The following is a 17,149-nucleotide window of genomic DNA, read 5'->3' on the forward strand; positions in this document are numbered from 1 at the left end:
CTCCCCCCCCGCCGCCCCCCGCGCCCCCCCCCCCCCCCCCCCACGCCCGGAAGCCGTCAGGGATGGTGCCGGTCCAGGTCGAACTCGCCGTCCCTGGCCCCCAGTACGAAGGCCTCCCACTCGGCCGCGGTGTACCGCAGCACGGTGTCCCGGTCCAGGGAGGAGCGCATGGCCACGGCGCCCTCGGGCAGCCGCGCGATCTCGACCCGCTCCTCGTCCGGGCTGCTCCCGGGAGGCCCCTCCCACTCGACGCCGCTGATGTCCAGCGCGTACAGCTCGTCCTTCTCCTGCTGGGTGCCCATGTGCGGCCTTTCCCTCGGTGGCGCGGTGTTGCACGGTATCCGCTGCCGATTATCGGTGGTGGCGGCCCGCCCGGGGGCGGGTTTTCGCCCGAAGCGTGCGCAGTGGGCGGCCCCCGGCAAGCGGGGACCCCACGGCGGTGCTCACATCCCGGGCGCCGCCGGTACCCGGCCCAGCTGCACCAGTGACGTACCCCGCTTGCGCGAGACGAAGTAGCCCCGGCCCGGCGGCATCGGACGCGGTCGCGCGGTGCCGACGAGGTCGCCCTCGGACGGGTCGCCGGACAGGACGATGCCCTGCGCGCCCAGCTCCTTGATCCGCTGCATGAACGGTTCGTACAGCGAGCGCGAGGCCCCCGCGGAGCTGCGGGCGATGATGAAACGGACGCCCGTGTCCCGGGCGAAGGGCAGGAACTCCACCAGGGGCGCCAGCGGATTGCCCTGGCTCGTGGCCACCAGGTCGAAGTCGTCGATGACGATGAACACGTCCGGGCCGGTCCACCAGCTGCGGTCGCGCAACTGCTGCGGGGTGACGTCATCCGGCGGCTGGCGCCGCGAGAACACCCCGGCCAGCGCCTCCATGTGCATCTGCAGGGAGCCGGCCATCGGCGCGTACTCCAGCAGGTGCTCCTCCGGCAGCGCCCCGAGCAGGCCGCGCCGGTAGTCGCCCACGACGATGCGCGCCTGTTCGGGGGAGTAGCGGTCCGCGATCTGCCGGGCGATGAGCCGCAGCAGGTTCGTCTTGCCCGACTCGCTCTCGCCGAAGACGAGGAGGAAGGGGTCGGACTCGAAGTCGACGAAGACCGGCTCCAGATCCGTCTCGCCGATGCCGATCGCGATCCCGAGGTCGGGATGTTCCCCGCCCTTGGGCAGCTGATCGGCGTGGAGCAGCCGCGGCAGCAGCCGTACGCCGGGAGCCGGGGCGCCCGCCCAGTTCTGCTTCACCGCCGCCACGAAGGCCGCCGTGCCCTCCGACACCGTGGCCGCGTCGTGCGAGCCGTCGATCCGCGGCAGCGCGCCGAGGAAGTGCAGCTTCTCCGCCACCTGACCGCGGCCGGGCATGCCCTGGGGTACGTTCGCCGCGACCTTCCGGTCGAATTCGGAGTCCATGACATCGCCGAGCCGCAGCTCCAGCCGGTTCAGCAGCTGGTCCTTGAGCGCGGACCGTACCTCCATGTAGCGCGCCGCGGTGATCACCAGGTGGATGCCGTAGCCCAGACCGCGGGCGGCGATGTCCGTGACGATCTCGTCCAGGCCGTCGTACTCGCTCCGGAAGCCGCCCCAGCCGTCGACGACGAGGAAGACGTCTCCCCACGGCTCGCCGGGCAGCTCGCCTGCGGCCCGCCGGCGCCGGTAGGTGCCGATGGAGTCGATGCCGTTCGCGCGGAAGAACTCCTCACGGCGGCCCAGGATGCCGGCCACCTCCGCGACCGTGCGCCGCACCCGCTCCGGGTCCAGCCGCGAGGCGATACCGCCCACGTGCGGCAGCTCGGCCACCGAGGACAGGCTGCCACCGCCGAAGTCCAGCCCGTAGAACTGCGCCTCGCGCGGGGTGTGCGTGAGGGCGAAAGCGCAGATCAGCGTCCGCATCAGCGTCGACTTGCCCGACTGCGGACCGCCGACCACCATCATGTGGCCCGCCGCCCCCGAGAAGTCGCGGTACAGCACCTCGCGCCGCTGCTCGAACGGCTTGTCGATGAGGCCGAGCGGTACGACCAGCCCACCGGGCCGCGTGTACCCCTCGGCGTGCAGTCCGCGCTCCGCCGAAGGCGCCAGCGCCGGCAGCAGCTGGTCCAGCGGCGGCGCCTGGTCCAGCGGCGGCAGCCACACCTGGTGCGCCGGCACGCCCTGCCCCTCCAGCCGGCTCACGATCACGTCCAGCACCGTGTCCGCGAGCGCGTCGTCCTCCCGCGCCGTCTCGGCCGCCAACTGCGCCGGATCGGGGGCCGCGTACACCACCGGCACCGGATGCGCCGTGAACAGCACGGGCCGCCGTTCCACCGGGAAGAGGCCCACGGACAGGTCCGGTCCGCCCGAGCGGTGAGCACCCGAGACGTACGCCGCCTTGAAGCGGGTCATCTCGTCCGTACCGAACTTCAGATAGCCCGAACCGGGCACCGACGGCAGGTGGTAGGCGTCCGGCACACCGATCGCGGTCCGCGACTCCGCCGCCGAGAAGGTCCGCAGACCGATCCGGTACGACAGGTACGTGTCCAGCCCGCGCAGCTTGCCCTCCTCCAGCCGCTGCGAGGCCAGCAGCAGGTGCACACCCAGCGACCGGCCGATGCGGCCGATCTGGATGAACATGTCGATGAAGTCCGGCTTCGCCGTCAGCAGTTCGCTGAACTCGTCGATGACCAGCACCAGCGAGGCCAGCGGCTCCAGCGCAGCGCCCGCCGCGCGGGCCTTCTCGTAGTCGTGGATGTTCGCGTAGTTGCCCGCAGAGCGCAGCAGCTCCTGGCGGCGCTGCAGTTCGCCGCGGATCGAGTCGCCCATGCGGTCCACGAGCGTGAGGTCGTCCGCCAGGTTGGTGATGACGGCGGCCACGTGCGGCATGCGGCCCATTCCGGTGAAGGTCGCACCGCCCTTGAAGTCGGCGAGTACGAAGTTCAGCGTCTCCGAGGTGTGGGTGACCGCGAGACCCAGGACCAGCGTGCGCAATAGTTCCGACTTGCCGGAGCCGGTCGCCCCCACGCACAGGCCGTGCGGGCCCATGCCCTCCTGCGCCGCCTCCTTGAGGTCCAGCATGACCGGAGCACCGTCCTCGCCGACCCCGATCGGCACGCGCAGCCGCTCACCGGCCGACCGCGGCCGCCAGGTCCGGGCCACGTCGACCGCCGCAGCGTCCCCCAGGTTCAGCAGGTCCGTGAAGTCCAGGTTGGCCAGCAGCGGCTCGTCGTCGTCCCCGCCGCCGGTGCGCAGCGGCGCCAGCTGCCGGGCCAGCGCCTCGGCCGCGGGCAGCGACAGGGTGTCCGGCGTGCCCTCGTACGCGCCGCCCCCGCCCGACTCCAGGCGCAGCCGGCCCGGGCGCACCACGACCGACAGCGATCCGCGCGCGGGGGCCTCCCCGGCCAAGCGGGGGGACTGCTCCAACTCACCCGCCACCACCTCGACGATGGTCACGCCCTGCAGCCCCTCGGCCGCCGCCAAAGCCGAATCCGCCGGCACCATCCCGCCGTCCAGGACGACCACCAGGTGCGGCTGGTCCAGCACCGGGGACACCTCCCGGCTGAACCGCGGCCGCCCCTCCAGCCGGGGCGCCAGCAGCACCTCCAGCTCGGCGAGGTCGTCACTGAACAGCCGCTTCGTACCGGCCCCGTCGAGCTGCCCCGGCAGCTGGGTGTGCGGCAGCCACTTCGTCCAGTCCCACGAGGGCAGCGCGCCGGGCGAGGCCACCACGGCCACCACCAGGTCCTCCGGGGAGTGCAGCGTCACCAGCTGCGCCACCAGGGCCCGCGCCGTCCCGCGCGCCGCTTCCGGCTCACCGGAGACCGTCACGTGGTAGAACGCCCGCAGCGACACCGCCATCGGCAGCCCGTCCAGCGAGGAGTGCACCTTCAGGAAGCGCTGCATGGCGCCCGCCGTCAACGGCTCCAACTCGTCCACCGGCGCCGTTTCGGGGGCCACCAGCGCGGTCGCGAGGCGCTGCGAGCCCAGCCCCAGCCGGGTCTGCCCGAAGTCCCGGTCGCCGACCCGCCGCTCCCACAGGCGCGAGCCCTCCGCCACCACCGACCACAACTGCTCCGGAGCGGGGTGCAGGTACAGCTGCGCGTCGCGCTGCGCCCGCGCAGTCCGGCGGACCTGACGGCGGGTCTGCGCGAGGTACTTGAGGTAGTCCCGGCGCACATCGGCCATTTGCCCCTGCGTACCGCGCCGGTGCCGCACCAGCTGGGCGATGACCATGGCCACCGTGGACACCAGCATCAGCACGCCCATGACGCGCATGAAGGCCGCCGCACCCGGCATGAAGAAGAAGACGACCGAGGAGCCCATCCCGAGCATCGGCAGGAGCTGTATCAGCATGCCCTCCTGCTGCCCCCGCGGAAGCTCCGGCGGAGCCTCCAGCCGCAGCTCCTCCGAAGGCACTTCGGGCGGCAGCGACCGCGGCGGGCGTTTGACGACGATCTGGCTCACCGGAGCACCAATCCCTCGAAGGCGGATGGGCGTCGCGACCGACGCCCCGCGTCCCGGGCGTTCAGGGGACTGCGCCGCCCGGGGTACCCGCCGGCGTCGGCCGGGGAGGTGATCCTACGTGCCGACAGTCCGTCACATCGCGCCGCCCACCGCCCGGGAGGCGCCCCCTGTAGGGTGACGCGCGCAGCATGCGCATCCGCGAACCGTCCGCCGGCGCGGGAACCAAGCAGGGGGTCACGCAGGTGAGTACGGCCGCAACGACGGGCTTCCGCAGGGTCACCGTCGTGGCTCCCGACAGCCGCATCGACGTCGCTCTGCCCGAGGACATCGCCGTCGCCGACGTCTACCCGGAACTGCTGCGCCTGACCGGGCAGACCCAGCCCGTCGGCGCCCCCACCGGCTTCCACCTCGTACGCCGCTCCGGCGCCGTCCTGGACGGCGCCCGCACCCTCGCCGCCCAGCGGGTCCTCGACGGCGAGGTGCTCAGCCTGCGCCCGTTCGCGCAGTCGCTGCCGCCCGCCGTCTTCGACGACGTCTCCGACGCCGTCGCCTCCGCCGTCGTCCGCGACCGGCACCGCTGGAGCGACGACATGCTGCGCGGCGCGGGCCTCGCCGGCGCCGCGCTGCTCCTCCTCCTGCTGGGCCTCGTCCTCTGGTACGCCGACCCGGTCCGCCACGAGACGCACGGCCTGCCCGGCATCATCGCCGGGGCCGTGGGCGTCCTGCTCACCGCCGTGGCGGGGGTGCGAGCCCGGGTCTACCGGGACCGCGGTTCCGCCGTGGCGCTCGGCCTCGGCGCCCTCCCGCACCTGCTGATCGCGGGCTCCGGCATCATCGCCCCCGCCGCGGGGCAGGGCCCCGGCCGCCTCCAGTTCCTGTTCGGCTGCGTGTGCGTGCTGGTCGCCTCCGCCGCCCTGGTCGCGCTCACCCCCAGCGGCGACGCCCCCTTCGTCGCGGCCACCTTCGTCGCCGCCACCGGAACCCTGGCCGCCTTCGCGGCCATCACCGCCGAGGCCTCCGCGACCGCGACCGCAGCCGTCTGCGCCCCCGTCGCGATCGGGCTCGTCGCCTTCCTGCCGGGCCTCTCCGCGCGGTTCGCCCGGCTGCCCATCGGCTACGCCGCCCCCCGCAGCGCCACCCAGTACACCGAGTACCCGCAGACCCCGGACCGCTACGAGAGCGACCCGTACGGCGACCCGTCCGGCACCGACCCCCACGAGCAGGACGCCCCGCTCGACGCCGAGCAGATCGCGGCCCAGGCCCGCCGCGGCCACGAGATGCTCCTCGGCCTCGTCGGCGGCTGCGCCGCCGTCTGCGTCGGGGCCGCCGCCGTCCTCGGCTTCAGCGACGACACCTGGGGCCGGCTGCTCGCCCTGGCCACCGGCCTCGCCATGCTGCTGCGCGCCCGCCTCTTCCGCTACACCTCGCAGGTGGTGTGCGCCCTCGTCGCCGGCCTCGCCGCCGTCGGCCTGCTGATCCTCGGCCTGGCGCTGCGCCCGCCGCCGCACCTCGTCGAGGCGCTCGTCACGGGCCACGACCGCGGCGACCCGGACCTGCGTACGATGTGGTTGTCCGCCGCGGTCATCGCCGGCGCCGCCCTCCTCGCCACCATCGCGCTGGTCATTCCCCGCAAGGGCCTGTCACCCTTCTGGGGGCGCTCGCTCGACCTCACCGAGGCCGCGGTGCTGCTCAGCCTGGTGCCGCTCACCCTGGCCGTGCTCGACGTCTACTCCCGGGCCCGCGCTCTCACCAGCTGAGACCTGGCCGAGCGGCAGCCTGGTACGCTGTGTGACGGCCGTTTGTGTACGCGCTCCCGGAGTCCTCTGGGGGCTGCGCTCAGCGGACCCCGCCTCCCGAGTTACGGAAGCTCCCCAGAGACACAGACCTGGGGCACTCGGTGGCTATGTAGACCTAACACGAGGAGTACGCGTGCCGCTCGACGCCGCTACGAAGAAGCAGATCATCACCGAGTTCGGTGCCAAGGAGGGCGACACCGGCTCCCCCGAGGTTCAGGTCGCGATGCTCTCCCGCCGGATCTCGGACCTGACCGAGCACCTCAAGACGCACAAGCACGACCACCACTCCCGTCGTGGTCTGCTGATCCTGGTCGGCCAGCGTCGCCGCCTGCTGCAGTACCTGGCCAAGAAGGACATCCAGCGCTTCCGTACGCTGGTCGAGCGCCTCGGCATCCGCCGCGGTGCGGCCGGCGCCAAGTAACACGCCGTGAAGGGAGCGGTTCCCGCCTGAGGGGGCCGCTCCCTTTGCTGTACGTGCGGGACGGACCGGACCCTTTGTAGTCTGGAACGGACGCACGTGCCCGTCCTCCCTCTGAGGAAGACGTGCACAACTGAAGAGGAGGAGCGCCCTCCCTACGCCGCCGGTCCTCGGTAGTGGCACCCGGAATGCCCCCGCGGGCACCGAACCGGGTGCTTCGATCGAAGACCGGCCCGCACGCCGGGAGCGCTTCTCCGCAACCGTCCACCGCCATACGGGCGGCGGACGGAGACGACGAAAATGGAGAAAACGCTAGTGGAGAACGAGACCCACTACGCCGAGGCCGTCATTGACAACGGTTCCTTCGGCACCCGCACCATCCGCTTCGAGACGGGCCGTCTGGCCCGCCAGGCCGCCGGCTCCGCCGTTGCCTACCTGGACGACGACACGATGGTGCTGTCCGCCACCACCGCGTCGAAGAAGCCCAAGGACCAGCTCGACTTCTTCCCCCTCACGGTGGACGTCGAGGAGCGGCAGTACGCCGCCGGCAAGATCCCCGGCTCCTTCTTCCGCCGCGAGGGCCGGCCCTCCGAGGACGCGATCCTCACCTGCCGCCTGATCGACCGCCCGCTGCGCCCGTCCTTCAAGAAGGGCCTGCGCAACGAGATCCAGGTCGTCGCCACGATCATGGCGCTCAACCCGGACCACCTGTACGACGTCGTCGCGATCAACGCCGCGTCCGCGTCCACCCAGCTGGCCGGCCTGCCCTTCTCCGGCCCGATCGGCGGCGTTCGCGTCGCGCTGATCCGCGGCCAGTGGGTGGCCTTCCCGACGCACACCGAGCTTGAGGACGCCGTCTTCGACATGGTCGTCGCGGGCCGCGTCCTGGACGACGGCGACGTCGCGATCATGATGGTCGAGGCCGAGGCCACCGAGAAGACCATCGCCCTCGTCAAGGACGGCGCCGAGGCGCCGACCGAGGAGGTCGTCGCCGCCGGTCTCGACGCCGCGAAGCCCTTCATCAAGGTCCTCTGCAAGGCCCAGGCCGACCTGGCCGCCAAGGCCGCGAAGCCCGAGGGCGAGTTCCCGGTCTTCCTGGACTACCAGGACGACGTGTACGAGGCCCTCGCGGCCGCCGTCAAGGGCGAGCTCTCCCAGGCGCTGACCATCGCGGGCAAGCAGGACCGCGAGACCGAGCTGGACCGCGTCAAGGAGCTTGCCGCCGAGAAGCTCCTGCCGGCCTTCGAGGGCCGCGAGAAGGAGATCTCCGCCGCCTACCGCAGCCTGACCAAGGCCCTGGTGCGCGAGCGCGTCATCAAGGACAAGGTCCGCATCGACGGCCGCGGGATCACGGACATCCGTACCCTCGCCGCCGAGGTCGAGGCCATCCCGCGCGTGCACGGCTCGGCGCTGTTCGAGCGTGGCGAGACCCAGATCCTGGGCGTCACCACCCTGAACATGCTCCGCATGGAGCAGCAGCTGGACACCCTCTCCCCGGTGACCCGCAAGCGCTACATGCACAACTACAACTTCCCGCCGTACTCCGTCGGTGAGACCGGCCGCGTGGGCTCGCCCAAGCGCCGCGAGATCGGCCACGGCGCGCTCGCCGAGCGTGCGATCGTGCCGGTCCTCCCGACCCGCGAGGAGTTCCCGTACGCGATCCGCCAGGTGTCCGAGGCCCTCGGCTCCAACGGTTCGACGTCCATGGGCTCGGTCTGTGCCTCCACCATGTCGCTGCTGAACGCCGGTGTGCCCCTCAAGGCCCCCGTCGCCGGTATCGCCATGGGTCTGATCTCCCAGGAGATCGACGGCAAGACGCACTACGTCGCCCTCACCGACATCCTCGGTGCGGAGGACGCCTTCGGCGACATGGACTTCAAGGTCGCCGGCACCAAGGAGTTCGTGACCGCCCTCCAGCTCGACACCAAGCTGGACGGCATCCCGGCCTCCGTCCTGGCCGCGGCCCTCAAGCAGGCCCGCGACGCCCGCCTCCACATCCTCGACGTGATGATGGAAGCGATCGACACGCCGGACGAGATGTCCCCCAACGCCCCGCGGATCATCACCGTCAAGATCCCCGTGGACAAGATCGGCGAGGTCATCGGCCCCAAGGGCAAGATGATCAACCAGATCCAGGAGGACACCGGCGCCGAGATCACGATCGAGGACGACGGCACCATCTACATCGGTGCCGCCGACGGTCCGGCCGCCGAGGCCGCCCGCGCCACGATCAACCAGATCGCCAACCCGACCATGCCGGAGGTCGGCGAGCGCTACCTGGGTACGGTCGTCAAGACCACCACCTTCGGTGCCTTCGTCTCCCTCATGCCGGGCAAGGACGGTCTGCTGCACATCTCGCAGATCCGCAAGCTCGCCGGTGGCAAGCGCGTGGAGAACGTCGAGGACGTGGTCGCGGTCGGCACCAAGGTGCAGGTCGAGATCGCCGAGATCGACTCCCGCGGCAAGCTCTCCCTGGTCCCCGTGATCGAGGGCGAGACCGCCGACGCTGAGACCGACAAGGACGACTCCGACAAGTGACGTCGCGTAGTTCCCGTGTGACGGCCCGCCCCTCTTCCGAGGGGCGGGCCGTCGCCCGTACCCAAACCCTCCTCAAGGGGCAGAACGGCATCGGCACCGTCCGGCGCACGGTCCTCCCCGGCGGACTGCGCATCGTCACCGAGACGCTGCCCTCCGTCCGCTCCGCCACCTTCGGCATCTGGGCGCACGTGGGCTCGCGTGACGAGACGCCGACGCTCAACGGTGCCACGCACTACCTGGAGCACCTCCTCTTCAAGGGCACCGAGAAGCGCAGTGCCCTCGACATCTCCTCCGCGATAGACGCCGTCGGCGGGGAGATGAACGCCTTCACGGCGAAGGAGTACACCTGCTACTACGCGCGGGTGCTCGACACCGACCTGCCGCTGGCGATCGACATCGTCTGCGACATGCTCACCGGCTCGCTGATCCGCGAGGAGGACGTCGACGCCGAGCGCGGCGTCATCCTCGAAGAGATCGCGATGACCGAGGACGACCCGGGCGACTGCGTGCACGACCTGTTCGCGCAGACCATGTTCGGCGACACCCCGCTGGGGCGTCCCGTCCTCGGCACCGTGGACACGATCAACGCACTGGGCTCCGAGCGGATCCGGCGCTTCTACAAGAAGCACTACGACCCGACCCACCTGGTGGTGGCCGCCGCGGGCAACGTCGACCACAACAAGGTCGTACGCCAGGTCCGCGCGGCCTTCGAGAAGGCCGGCGCCCTCGGCCGCACCGACGCCGAGCCGGTCGGCCCGCGCACCGGCACCAAGCGCGTCCGCACCGCCGGCCGCGTCGACCTGGTGACCCGCAAGACCGAACAGGCCCACGTGGTCCTCGGCATGCCCGGCCTCGCCCGCACCGACGAGCGCCGCTGGGCGATGGGCGTACTGAACACCGCCCTCGGCGGCGGCATGTCCTCCCGCCTCTTCCAGGAGGTCCGCGAGAAGCGCGGCCTGGCCTACAGCGTGTACTCGTACACCTCGGCCTTCGCCGACACCGGCCTCTTCGGCGTGTACGCGGGCTGCCGGCCCAGCCAGGTCCACGACGTGCTGCGGATCTGCCGCGACGAACTGGACAAGGTCGCGGCGGACGGGCTCAGCGACGAGGAGATCAGGCGGGCCATCGGCCAGCTCTCCGGCTCCACCGTCCTCGGCCTCGAAGACACCGGCGCGATCATGAACCGCATCGGCAAGAGCGAACTGTGCTGGGGCGACCAGATGTCGGTGGACGAGATGCTGGGCCGCATCTCCGCCGTGACCCCGGAGGAGGTCCGCTCGGTCGCACAGGATGTACTGACCCAGCGGCCCTCGCTCGCGGTGATAGGCCCGCTGAAGGAAAAGCAGGCCGCCCGCCTCGACGAAGCCGTGGCCTGACGCGAAGCACGCGACCGGACGCCGGCTGGGGCCGGCGTCCGGTCCGTACGACAGGCCCCGTACGACAGGAAGCGAAGGAAGCACGAGTATGAGCAGCAAGCTGCGGGTCGCGGTCCTCGGTGCCCAGGGGCGCATCGGCGCCGAAGCCGTCCGGGCCGTCGAGGCCGCCGACGACATGGAACTGGTCGCCGCCCTCACCCGCGGCGACAAGCTGGAGACGCTGGCCGAGACCGGCGCCCAGGTCGCCGTCGAGCTGACCACCCCCGCCTCCGTCATGGGCAACCTCGACTTCTGCGTCCGGCACGGCATCCACGCCGTCGTCGGCACCACCGGCTGGACCGAGGACCGCCTCGCCCAGCTGAACACGTGGCTGGAGGGCTCCCCGGAGACGGGTGTGCTCATCGCCCCGAACTTCTCCATCGGCGCCGTGCTCACCATGAAGTTCGCCGCACAGGCGGCCCGCTACTTCGAGTCAGTCGAGGTCATCGAGCTGCACCACCCCGGCAAGGTGGACGCGCCCTCCGGCACGGCGACCCGTACGGCGCAGCTCATCGCGGCCGCGCGCGCCGAGGCCGGCTGCGCCCCGCAGCCCGACGCCACCACGACGGCCCTCGACGGCGCGCGCGGCGCGGACGTCGACGGCGTCCCGGTGCACGCCGTCCGCCTGCGCGGCCTGCTGGCCCACCAGGAGGTGCTCCTCGGCGGCGAGGGCGAAACCCTGACCATCCGTCACGACTCCCTGCACCACAGCAGCTTCATGCCGGGCATCCTGCTCGGCGCACGCCGTGTCGTGACGACCCCGGGCCTCACCTTCGGCCTGGAAAACTTCCTCGACCTGGGCTGATTCGACGTCATGCGCGCGAAGATCACGTACTTCCTCACGGCCGCCGTTCTGGTCGTCTACTTCGTCCTGGCCGGCAGCCGGGGCCTGATGCTGATCCGCCAGGGCACCTGGCTCACCGTGACTTTCGGGGTGGCGGTGCTGATCCTGCCGGTCATCGGTGTCTGGTTCCTGTGGAAGAACACGCAGTTCGTCACCAAGGCCAACCGGCTCGGAGCCGAGCTGGAGGCCGAGGGCGGACTTCCCGTCGACGAGCTGGAGCGCGACGCCTACGGCCGGATCCTGCGGGACTCCGCCGACGAGGTCTTCGCGCGCCGCAGGGCCGAGACTGAGGACGCGCCGGGGGACTGGCGCACCTGGTTCCGCCTCGCCGTCGCCTACCACGACGCCCGCGACACCCCGCGGGCGCGCAAGGCCATGCAGCGGGCGATCGCCCTGCGCGACGCGGCGCCCGTACCGGAGGGGCCCGTACAGGCCTGAGCCGTTACAGGCCCGGTCCCGTACGGGCCGGACCCCGCGGGGCCTGACCCCGTACGGGCTCGATCCCGTACGGGACCCGACGTGCCGTCAGGCGGGCACGGGCCGGTGCTCCTCCGCCCAGGCCTCGACCGTGTCGGCGGCCCGGTCGAAGGCCTCCGGCCGCGACAGGAAGTCGGCGTTGTGGTCGGTCATCAGGACCGACGGCCCACCGCCGCCGCGTCCGGCCACCGTGAGGGCCTGCCCCTGCACCGTCCTCGGCAGCCCCAGCCAGCGCACCGGCTGCTGCACCGTACGGACCTCGTCGATCTCGCTCCATGCGATCGAGCGGGTCCCGAGGAGCCCGACCCGGCGCAGCCCCGTAGGGCTCACCCAGACGCCCGCGCGCAGTATCCGCACGGCCGCGCCGACGACGCAGAGCGCGGCGGCCAGGCAGACGCCGGCCCCCGCCCAGGTGCCCGCGAAGGCGATGATCATCGTCGCCAGCAGCATGAAGGCGGACAGCAGGAGCAGTATGGCGGCGATGGCGACCCGCCACGGACCGGGTCGGTAGGGCCGTCGCCAGCGGTCGTGGTCGGCATGGGCCAGTACCTCGTCGCCGGCGTCATGTGCGTCGAAGACGCCGTCGGCCGACAGGAAGGGCAGGGGCACGGCTGGACCTCACTCACGTGCACGTTCGGTTGGGCAGTGCCCGTGAGGCTACCGCCCCTCGGACGCCTGTGACTGCTGTGACTTCGCGGGTGCCTTGCTCGGCTGCAGTGCGGGCATGCCGAAGAGCAGCGAGCCGACGAGCCCCGCGACCACGGTCAGTCCGACCAGACTACGGGCGGCGATCTGGGTGATCCCCAGACGCTCGCGCGGCGGCGGAGTGACGTTACTGCGGAAATGGTCGGCCTCGGCGACGAAGGCGAACGGGACGGGTTCGCGCCGGAGGAACATGGCGGCGACTCTCCTCACGATCAGGGCCCTGGGGCGGCGTGGCAGGCGGATGTGCCCTCTCCCGCGGTAAGACGTACGAACGGCCCGATCGGTGCCGCGATCCGGCACATCGACCGAAGGCCATCGCGTCCGTCGGCCGTCCGGGTGGTTGTGGACCCGAGTGGGTTTGCGCGGTGGGCCGCGGAGGGCGACGTAGAGTTGGGCGCGCCCCAGGTAACGCACGTTTGGAAGGACCCCGGTGAGCGAAACCGCCGCTTCAGATCTGAAACCCAGCTTCCGCAGTGATGTCACGGTGGAGCTGGTGAAGCACTCCGCGAGCGACTCCGACGTGCTGTGGGCCGCGCGGGTCTCCACGGCCGGCGAGCAGTCCCTTGAGGAACTGCGCAAGGACCCGGAGCGTTCCAAGGGCCTCATCAACTATCTGATGCGGGACCGCCACGGCAGCCCCTTCGAGCACAACTCGATGACCTTCTTCATCAGCGCGCCGATCTTCGTCTTCCGCGAGTTCATGCGCCACCGCGTCGGCTGGTCCTACAACGAGGAATCCGGTCGCTACAGGGAGCTCCAGCCGGTCTTCTACGTCCCGGACGCCGAGCGCAAGCTCGTGCAGGAGGGCCGCCCCGGCAAGTACGTCTTCGTGGAGGGCACCGAGGCGCAGCAGGAGCTGACGGGCCGCGTCATGGAAAGCGCCTACCGGGAGGCCTACGAGGCCTACCGGGAGATGCTCGCGGCGGGCGTCGCCCGCGAGGTTGCCCGTTCGGTCCTGCCGGTCGGTCTTTTCTCCTCGATGTACGCCACGTGCAACGCTCGCTCGCTCATGCACTTCCTCGGCCTGCGTACGCAGCACGAGCTCGCGGCGGTTCCGTCCTTCCCGCAGCGGGAGATCGAGATGGTCGGCGAGAAGATGGAGCAGCACTGGGCGCAGCTCATGCCGCTCACGTACGCGGCCTTCAACGGCAACGGTCGCGTTGCCCCGTAAAGGGCAGATGCGCGTGGAACGTACAGATGTACTAAGTGGAGTCCCAAGTGTCCGTATTGCGGCGTTTCGCGAAGTTCATCTAGGCTGATCAGACGGACCCGGCACTGCTTGAACCCCCGAGCAGGCAGTGCCGGTGTCCAACACACTGTTGACGTCCCCCGAGGGGACACCGCGGGTATGGCAGCGAGTAGCGTGTTACCCATGGCTCCGATCTCGACTCCGCAGACCCCCTTCGGGCGGGTCCTCACCGCCATGATCACGCCGTTTACGGCGGATGGCGCACTCGACCTCGACGGCGCGCAGCGGCTCGCCGTCCACCTGGTGGACGCAGGCAACGACGGCCTCGTCATCAACGGCACCACCGGCGAGTCGCCGACCACCACCGACGCGGAGAAAAACGACCTCGTACGAGCCGTGCTCGAAGCCGTCGGAGACCGCGCCCACGTGGTCGCCGGCATCGGTACCAACGACACCCGCCACACCCTGGAGCTCGCCCGCCAGGCCGAGCGGACCGGCGCGCACGGCCTGCTCGCCGTGACGCCGTACTACAGCAAGCCGCCGCAGGAGGGCCTCTACCAGCACTTCACGGCCATCGCGGACGCCACCGGGCTGCCCGTCATGCTCTACGACATCCCCGGCCGCAGTGGTGTCCCGATCCACACCGAGACGCTGGTCCGGCTGGCCGAGCACCCCCGCATCGTGGCCAACAAGGACGCCAAGGGCGACCTCGGCAGCGCGAGCTGGGCCATCGCCCGCAGCGGTCTGGCCTGGTACTCGGGCGACGACATGCTGAACCTGCCGCTCCTGTCGTTGGGCGCGGTGGGCTTCGTCTCCGTCGTCGGCCACGTGGTCACCCCCGAACTGCGCGCCATGCTGGAAGCCCACCTGGGCGGAGACGTCCAGAAGGCCGCGGAGATCCACCAGAAGCTGCTCCCCGTCTTCACCGGCATGTTCCGCACCCAGGGCGTGATGACCACCAAGGGCGCGCTGAACCTGCGGGGCCTGCCCGCTGGCCCGCTGCGGCTCCCGCTCATCGAGCTGACCGCCGAAGAGACGGCCCAGCTCAGGACCGATCTCGCCGCCGGCGGGGTACAGCTCTGACAACAGACTTCACAACTGAACAAGCAAGACCAGAACAGACAACTGAAGTGCACGAATGACGGTGCACGAATGACATGCACGCCACGTGCCTGGGGTACGTGGCGTGCGTGGTGAGGAGATACTTTTGAGCCATCCGCATCCTGAACTCGGTCCGCCGCCGAAGCTTCCGAAGGGCGGCCTGCGGGTCACCCCTCTGGGCGGCCTCGGTGAGATCGGCCGCAACATGACCGTCTTCGAGTTCGACGGCCGCCTGCTGATCGTCGACTGCGGCGTCCTCTTCCCCGAGGAGGAGCAGCCGGGCATCGACCTGATCCTGCCGGACTTCACGTCCATCCGGGACCGCCTCGACGACATCGACGGCATCGTCCTCACGCACGGCCACGAGGACCACATCGGCGCCGTCCCCTTCCTCCTCCGGGAGAAGCCGGACATCCCGCTGATCGGCTCCAAGCTGACGCTGGCCCTCATCGAGGCGAAGCTCCAGGAGCACCGCATCCGCCCCTACACCCTTGAGGTGAAGGAGGGCGAGCGCGAGAACCTCGGACCGTTCGACTGCGAGTTCATCGCGGTCAACCACTCCATCCCCGACGCCCTGGCCGTCGCCATCCGCACCCCCGCGGGCCTGGTCGTCGCCACGGGTGACTTCAAGATGGACCAGCTCCCGCTGGACAACCGCCTCACCGACCTGCACGCCTTCGCGCGCCTGAGCGAAGAGGGCATCGACCTCCTCCTCTCCGACTCGACCAACGCCGAGGTGCCGGGCTTCGTCCCGCCGGAGCGCGAGATCTCGAACGTTCTGCGCACGGTCTTCGCGAACGCCCACAGCCGGATCATCGTGGCCAGCTTCGCCAGCCACGTGCACCGCATCCAGCAGATCCTCGACGCCGCGCACGAGTACGGCCGCAGGGTCGCCTTCGTCGGCCGCTCGATGGTCCGCAACATGGGCATCGCCCGCGACCTCGGCTACCTGAAGGTCCCGGCCGGTCTCGTCGTGGACGTGAAGACCCTCGACGACCTGCCGGCCCACGAGGTCGTCCTGGTCTGCACGGGCTCCCAGGGCGAGCCGATGGCGGCCCTGTCCCGCATGGCCAACCGGGACCACCAGATCCGGATCGTCCCGGGTGACACCGTGATCCTGGCGTCCTCCCTGATCCCGGGCAACGAGAACGCGGTCTACCGCGTGATCAACGGCCTGACCCGATGGGGTGCCAACGTCGTGCACAAGGGCAATGCCAAGGTGCACGTCTCCGGCCACGCCTCCGCCGGCGAGCTGCTGTACTTCTACAACATCTGCAAGCCGCGGAACCTCATGCCGGTCCACGGCGAATGGCGCCACCTGCGCGCCAACGCCGAGCTCGGCGCCATGACGGGCGTCCCGAAGGACCGCATCGTCATCGCCGAGGACGGCGTGGTGGTCGACCTCATCGACGGCAAGGCCCGCATCTCGGGCAAGGTCCAGGCCGGCTACGTCTACGTGGACGGCCTCTCGGTCGGCGATGTCACCGAGGTCCACCTCAAGGACCGCCGCATCCTGGGCGAAGAGGGCATCATCTCGGTCTACGTGGTGGTCGACAGCACCACGGGCAAGGTCGTCAGCGGCCCCAGCATCCAGGCCCGCGGCTCCGGCATCGAGGACTCGGCCTTCGCCGCGGTCCTGCCGAAGATCGAGGAAGCCATCGCCCGCGCGGGCGCGGACGGCGTGGCCGAGCCGCACCAGCTCCAGCAGCTGATCCGCCGCACGATGGGCAAGTGGGTCTCTGACGGCTACCGCCGCCGCCCGATGATCCTCCCGGTCGTGGTCGAGGTCTGACCTCCTCCGTAGCGCCCGACATGGAGCGGGGCAACCGGATTTGCATCCGGGGGCCCCGCTCCAGTACGTTTACGTCTCACCTCGCAGGGCTTCCCGGCACACACGTGTGCCCGGACATGTCGTGCGGGCGCGGGCGGGTCATGAAGACGCCAGGGAGACCTGATAAAGTCTGAACCGCCCGAAAGGGAAAGGCCCTCCGCAGGCCATCTGAATTCGAATCCAGCCGGAAACGGCACGGAATGGAATCTGATAGAGTCGGAATCGCCGGAAAGGGAAACGCGAAAGCGGGAACCTGGAAAGCGAAACCCGCTTCGACCGGGAATCGGACACGAAAGAGTCTGATAGAGTCGGAAACACAGAACGAAGCCCGGAGGAAAGCCGCAGCCGATGTGCTGAGGTGAGTACAAAGGAAGCGTCCGTTCCTTGAGAACTCAACAGCGT

Annotated in this window: 13 protein-coding genes; 9 read left to right on the top strand and 4 right to left on the bottom strand. The window is 70.6% G+C overall.

The annotated features are described in order from the left end of the window. Nucleotides 1-56: 56 nt before the first annotated feature. The gene (locus ACWDX7_RS28035) at nt 57-302 is read right to left on the bottom strand and encodes a DUF397 domain-containing protein (protein WP_451492761.1); all 246 of its coding nucleotides are present in this window, start codon (nt 300-302) and stop codon (nt 57-59) included. 141 nt (nt 303-443) lie between these two features. Next, a complete protein-coding gene (gene eccCa / locus ACWDX7_RS28040; RefSeq protein WP_451492760.1) occupies nt 444-4,433 on the bottom strand; it encodes a type VII secretion protein EccCa in 3,990 nt (1,329 codons plus the stop codon). A 188-nt stretch (nt 4,434-4,621) separates the two neighbouring features. Between eccCa and eccD the strand changes: the two genes are divergently transcribed. From eccD to ACWDX7_RS28070, 6 genes are all read left to right on the top strand, one after another. Beyond that, complete coding sequence (gene eccD, locus ACWDX7_RS28045; protein ID WP_451492759.1) at nt 4,622-6,190, top strand: type VII secretion integral membrane protein EccD; 1,569 nt, start codon at nt 4,622-4,624, stop codon at nt 6,188-6,190. Between the two features lie 172 nt (nt 6,191-6,362). Then, complete coding sequence (gene rpsO / locus ACWDX7_RS28050; protein ID WP_030011220.1) at nt 6,363-6,650, top strand: 30S ribosomal protein S15; 288 nt, start codon at nt 6,363-6,365, stop codon at nt 6,648-6,650. A gap of 312 nt (nt 6,651-6,962) precedes the next feature. Beyond that, nucleotides 6,963-9,185: a polyribonucleotide nucleotidyltransferase gene (locus ACWDX7_RS28055; RefSeq protein WP_451492788.1), complete on the top strand. Its 2,223-nt coding sequence runs from the start codon at nt 6,963-6,965 to the stop codon at nt 9,183-9,185. After that, complete coding sequence (locus ACWDX7_RS28060) at nt 9,182-10,561, top strand: M16 family metallopeptidase (protein ID WP_451492758.1); 1,380 nt, start codon at nt 9,182-9,184, stop codon at nt 10,559-10,561. The genes ACWDX7_RS28055 and ACWDX7_RS28060 overlap by 4 nt, the downstream gene beginning before the upstream one ends. Nucleotides 10,562-10,649: 88 nt before the next feature. Further along, nucleotides 10,650-11,405 (top strand): 4-hydroxy-tetrahydrodipicolinate reductase, encoded by a 756-nt coding sequence (gene dapB / locus ACWDX7_RS28065; protein ID WP_451492757.1) that lies wholly within the window; start codon nt 10,650-10,652, stop codon nt 11,403-11,405. 9 nt (nt 11,406-11,414) lie between these two features. Continuing rightward, nucleotides 11,415-11,882 carry a hypothetical protein gene (locus ACWDX7_RS28070; protein WP_451492756.1) on the top strand — a complete coding sequence of 156 codons (468 nt, stop codon included), beginning with the start codon at nt 11,415-11,417 and terminating at the stop codon, nt 11,880-11,882. Between the two features lie 87 nt (nt 11,883-11,969). Here the strand turns inward: ACWDX7_RS28070 and ACWDX7_RS28075 are convergent, their stop codons facing one another. Beyond that, a complete protein-coding gene (locus ACWDX7_RS28075; protein ID WP_451492755.1) occupies nt 11,970-12,530 on the bottom strand; it encodes a PH domain-containing protein in 561 nt (186 codons plus the stop codon). A gap of 48 nt (nt 12,531-12,578) precedes the next feature. Then, nucleotides 12,579-12,818: a hypothetical protein gene (locus ACWDX7_RS28080; RefSeq protein WP_451492754.1), complete on the bottom strand. Its 240-nt coding sequence runs from the start codon at nt 12,816-12,818 to the stop codon at nt 12,579-12,581. Between the two features lie 238 nt (nt 12,819-13,056). On the opposite strand from ACWDX7_RS28080, the gene thyX reads away from it, so the two are divergent. From thyX to ACWDX7_RS28095, 3 genes are all read left to right on the top strand, one after another. Next, on the top strand, nt 13,057-13,797 hold the full coding sequence (gene thyX, locus ACWDX7_RS28085; RefSeq protein ID WP_451492753.1) for an FAD-dependent thymidylate synthase: 741 nt from the start codon (nt 13,057-13,059) through the stop codon (nt 13,795-13,797). 201 nt (nt 13,798-13,998) lie between these two features. Next, nucleotides 13,999-14,898: a 4-hydroxy-tetrahydrodipicolinate synthase gene (gene dapA / locus ACWDX7_RS28090; RefSeq protein WP_451492752.1), complete on the top strand. Its 900-nt coding sequence runs from the start codon at nt 13,999-14,001 to the stop codon at nt 14,896-14,898. Nucleotides 14,899-15,022: 124 nt separating this feature from the next. Further along, nucleotides 15,023-16,708: a ribonuclease J gene (locus tag ACWDX7_RS28095; protein WP_451492751.1), complete on the top strand. Its 1,686-nt coding sequence runs from the start codon at nt 15,023-15,025 to the stop codon at nt 16,706-16,708. Nucleotides 16,709-17,149: the final 441 nt, after the last annotated feature.

It is taken from the genome of Streptomyces sp. NPDC003034 (genome assembly GCF_053591375.1).